At 61.6% G+C, this 4,351-nt stretch carries 6 protein-coding genes; 2 read left to right on the top strand and 4 right to left on the bottom strand.

The features are described 5' to 3' along the window. Positions 1-449: 449 nt before the first annotated feature. Positions 450-791, top strand: a complete 342-nt coding sequence (locus tag C8029_RS20945; protein WP_067263192.1) for a type II toxin-antitoxin system RelE/ParE family toxin — start codon at positions 450-452, stop codon at positions 789-791. Further along, positions 788-1,081 carry a helix-turn-helix domain-containing protein gene (locus tag C8029_RS20940; protein WP_107722872.1) on the top strand — a complete coding sequence of 98 codons (294 nt, stop codon included), beginning with the start codon at positions 788-790 and terminating at the stop codon, positions 1,079-1,081. Before C8029_RS20945 ends, C8029_RS20940 begins: the two co-directional genes overlap by 4 nt. An 8-nt stretch (positions 1,082-1,089) precedes the next feature. Here C8029_RS20940 and C8029_RS20935 read toward each other — a convergent pair whose 3' ends face one another. From C8029_RS20935 to C8029_RS20925, 4 genes are all read right to left on the bottom strand, one after another. Next, positions 1,090-2,001: a DUF2493 domain-containing protein gene (locus C8029_RS20935; RefSeq protein WP_107722871.1), complete on the bottom strand. Its 912-nt coding sequence runs from the start codon at positions 1,999-2,001 to the stop codon at positions 1,090-1,092. 326 nt (positions 2,002-2,327) lie between these two features. Beyond that, positions 2,328-3,374, bottom strand: coding sequence for a DUF7146 domain-containing protein (locus C8029_RS20930; protein WP_152003655.1), 1,047 nt, complete (start codon positions 3,372-3,374; stop codon positions 2,328-2,330). Next, on the bottom strand, positions 3,371-3,499 hold the full coding sequence (locus C8029_RS22845) for a hypothetical protein (RefSeq protein WP_286190068.1): 129 nt from the start codon (positions 3,497-3,499) through the stop codon (positions 3,371-3,373). The genes C8029_RS20930 and C8029_RS22845 overlap by 4 nt, the downstream gene beginning before the upstream one ends. Continuing rightward, the coding region (locus C8029_RS20925) for a strawberry notch C-terminal domain-containing protein (protein ID WP_226946422.1) at positions 3,478-4,351 on the bottom strand (874 nt) is incomplete at its 5' end. The genes C8029_RS22845 and C8029_RS20925, both read right to left, overlap by 22 nt.

Raw genomic sequence — 4,351 nt, 5'->3', positions numbered from 1 at the left:
ATGTCATGCAACTCAGACAAAAGGAGAAGTGCGATGGCTGCGAATGAAACAGGGTGAACAGCCGAGGGAGATGCCACGAAGGTCTTGGCTCCTTCCTAATTCTCCGAAGATGAGACATAGTCCAGACGTCAAAGTCGCATCCCCAGGATCACTAACGTGCCGATAGTCTTCGCTGAAGCGCCCACGATGCGGAGGTGTGCTCGGCGCGATAAGAGCGTGGAACGAAAGGCCGGCTCGCCACGAGACACCGCAACCACCCAATAGCCCTAGATGACAGCCCGGCTGGTTGGCTAGGTCAGAAAATGCGACAGGACATTTGACCAAGGGCCGCCGCTACCAACGGACGGGACATCCTCTCTAGCTCCGGCAAGCGTCGCCGACTTGTCCTTCCAGTGCTCATGCTATACGTCATTGACACATACACTGCCGAAACCTATATGGGACAAGAGATGACACGATTGCAAACAGTGGTCGAACTGCCCGAATTTCAGAGGCGCGCCAAGGCAATCATGTCGGACCAGGAGCGAGAGGCCGCGATCGACTTCATCGCCGCCAATCCGGAAGCTGGAGTCTCTCTTGGCGGCGGACTTCGGAAGGTCCGCATCCCGAGAGAGGGGGGCGGAAAGAGCGGCGGCTTCAGGACGGTGTATGTCTTTGGCGGGACCCATATGCCGATCTTTCTGATTACGGTCTTTGCCAAGAATGAGAAAGCCAACCTGTCGAAGTCTGAGCAGGCCGCGGCGGTAGAGATGAGCAAGGCGCTTGTCGCGAAATATGGAGACGCAACATGAGTGCATTCGAATCCATCACCAAGGGGCTGGAAGAGGCTCTGGCCTTCGCAGATGGCGATTTGGCAGGCGCGAAGGTACATGAACTTTCCGTGGCGGAGGTCGATGTCGCCGAAGTCCGGCAACGAACTGGCCTGTCGCAGGCAGAGTTCGCCAAGAGCATTGGCGTCGCGAAAGGCACGCTGCTGAACTGGGAACATGGACGTCGGCAACCGACAGGCCCGGCGCAGGTACTGCTCGCATTGATCGCAAAGAAGCCTTCTGTCGTGCAGGATCTCTTGCGCGGCGCGTGAATCGGGGCCTAAGCCCCGATCCTCTTGATGCGGATCCCGAGCTTGCGGGCCTTGTCGACGATGTTCTCGGTGATACCGGAACCAGGTGTCGCGATCAGACCCTGCGGCATGGTCTCGAGCATCTTGTCGTTGCGCTTGAAGGGAGCGGCCTTGCCGTGGCTCTTCCAGTCGGGTTTGAAGACCACCTGGGTGACACCCCGGGTATCTGCCCAACGGGCCGCGATCATCTCGGCGCCTTTGGGTGTGCCACCGTGCAAGAGCACCATGTCGGGGTATTTAGCGTGCGTAGCGTCGAGGACGGACCAGATCAGATCATATGCGTGATAGTCACCGCCTGAGAAAGCGATCCGAGTGCCTTCAGGGCAATGCACCTCGGTCTCCTTGCGGCGCTTGGCCGAGAGATAGGCCCGGCTGTCCACCACGGCGGAGGTCAAGCCGCGATGCGAGACCTTGGATCCGGTGCGGGGCAGCCAGGGCGAGCCCGTGGCGGCAGAGAAGTGGTCCACGGCTAGATCGCGCATCTGCTCGAAAGCGTCGCGATGGTCCCAGAGCTTCAGCCCGATCATCTGGAGGCGCTCGAGTTCGACCGAGGCGACCTCGGAGCCGTCCTGGATGGCCATACTTTCCCGGACCTCGAATTCATTGTCGTCGAGAAGCTTCTGGATATGGGTGAGCCGACGATGGAAGATCGAAGTGAGGGACCAGAGCACCTCTTCGAGAGTGTCTTCCAACTGGCTGCCAGTGAGGAGACCGATGGTCGTGTCGAAGAGGGTCGCCATGGCGAGCTCGACCTCGTCGGGCTGGGGCAGGGGGCGATGATCGGTATCGCCGGGCCCGGGCGTTGCGCCATGAAGTGCCAGGTGGTCGAGGATGGCGGAGGTTACGCCGGTCTCCTCCTGGATGTCTGTCTGATGGGGCATTATCTGGTTCCTCTGTTTGATCTGACCCGATTTGGATGGGGCGATAACAGGACCGGCGGCGACCGGGCCGCATCCGTCAGGATCGGAGCGCAGCGGAGAATGCGCCGCGGGCCGGAAAATTGTTCCCGCGAGGAATGGCCCACCACGGTCATGTGGTGGGGCAGGGGAATTTTCTGGTTCGGGGCGCATTGCTGCCCGGGCGAGGGGCCCCTCTTTCAGCTTTCTTGGGCCCCGACCCGCCGGTCCATCGCTCCCCTTGTCCAAACGGGATCAGATCGAACTGGCGGAACCTTTGCCCTTTCGGACTTCGCTGAGGAAGTTGGCGGTCAGCCGCCCTCAATCTCCAGACCTTGTGCTTTCATGGCCTTGAGCAGGGACCGGCGCAGCGCATCCTTGCCGAAAGCCCGCAGATCGCCGTTGAAATCACCCATGTTTGGCACGAGATCACCACAGGTAATTCCAAGCGATTCCAGTCGGTTACGAAATCTTATTGATCCGTTACGTCCAACTTCGTCATTGTCTCGCGCGATCCAGATGCGCTTGATCCTCGGCGGCGGGATGAAGAGACCGAGATGAGTGGCGGTGAGGCAGGACGCGAGGTCGAACTCAGGCAGAGCCGTGCCGACCGAGAGGGTATTCTCGAGACCTTCGCCGACGATGAGATCGGTGCGAGAGGTCCCGGACCAGAAGCTGATGGCATGGCCAAGCAGCTGCCCAAGGATCCGCTTGGGGTTCTCGATTTCGGCTAATCCGCCGGTGGACGGGTCGAGATAGAACCTTGCGCATCCGGTGACCTGACCACGATTGTCGGTGATCTTCGCGAGCAGGGCAGGGGAACTCTGTGGCGTATCAGAGCCGTCCTCGCCCCTCCGCAGGAAAACCCGCGGGTGATAGCGGAGTGCCGGACCCAACCGTGTGATCCCACGACCTTGCAGATAGGTGGCAGCCAGAGTGCCGAGAACCGGCTTGCCAGCGGCGAAGAGTTTCCGCGCCCGCGCGATGCGTTTGCTGGGGGCTGCATCCGGGCGCTCAGCCCTTGGGGTTTCACGAGGTACGGCAGGGCAGGGGGCCTCGCCGAGGAAGGACCGGGCCTCCCTCAGCGTTTCCTTCAGCGTGACCGACCCGAGCCGTTCATGCAGCAGGTCGATCAGATCGCCATATTGCCCCGTCGCGTAATCGGTCCAGGACCCGGCTTTACGACCACCTTGCGCCTGGAGCCGGATGGCGAGGCTCTGACCCTTGGCGCCAGAGGTATCGCCGACCTGCCAATAATTGCCCTGCTTGCGCCCCTTGGGGAAATACTGGCGGCAGAAACTTTCGGCGCGGTCTGCCAGATCGGCCGAGAGGTCTGCGATACTGCGCCGCGCGCTCATGCGGCAGCATCCGCACCGCTGGCGCCAACCGGATGCTCGGCGAGCACGCGCGCCACCACATCGACGCCATCCACCGGGATGAACACCCGCGTTTTCCACTGGATCACTTCGGTGAAGCAACCCAAGCTTTCAGTCCCGGCAGGGCCGCGCCCGACGCGCCGATGAGCTCGAGCCTCGGCTGTCCCATGACCAATGAGCGGCGCAGCTGGTAGCCGCAGAGCAGGCTGAGGGTCGTCTTCGCGTCCATGACCGCGGCGAAGACCTCTTGAGGCGACATCTCGATCTGGCAGTCAAGGCCAAGGCGCGCGTAAACATTGAGAAGCTGTTCCTGGCTGACCAGACGGCCGATGGCGCGTTCTCCATCCTCGGTCTGCAGACGATAGATGCGCATGTTGTCGACGGGCAGCCGGTCCCAGATCGGCAGCAGAAGACCGCAGATCAGAGTGATTTTCGACGTGGTGAATTCCGGCACTGCCTCGACCTCGGCCTGCCAGAGCTGCTCGAACATCGCATCATCGATCTCATCCCAGTGCGATTTCGAGAACTCGCTGAGCGCGAGGATCTCGGTCGCCATGGGCCGCAGGAGCTTCACGCGAAGGATCGGCACGCCGTCCTCGTCCATGCAGGCCGGCGCCTTCACCATCAGCGCCGCGCGTTTAGATGTCGTGTTCCAGCACAGCGTCGCGCCTTCTGAATCGGCACATATGGCCTTGACCCGGGGCAGGGTGAGCGGATCGTTGCGATCCGTGCGCTCCACGGTCAGGGCGGTGGCCGCAGCGCCAGTCGCCTCATGCTCGAAGATGACCTTACGATCGGTGATCACGAACTTTTCCGCGCGCAGGGTCTCTAGCCCGACATCAAGCGTGCCCGCCTGGCGCGCATCCTCGATGATGGCGGAAAGAAACCCGCCGAAGGCCTCAAAGATCGCGTCCTGCATGTCGATGCGGAGCGCCAGACAGCGGTTCAGGAACTGCTGG

Source organism: Roseobacter sp. TSBP12, assembly GCF_009129705.1.
Lineage (GTDB): Bacteria > Pseudomonadota > Alphaproteobacteria > Rhodobacterales > Rhodobacteraceae > Celeribacter > Celeribacter baekdonensis_A.
This window is presented reverse-complemented; position numbering and strand designations above follow the sequence as displayed.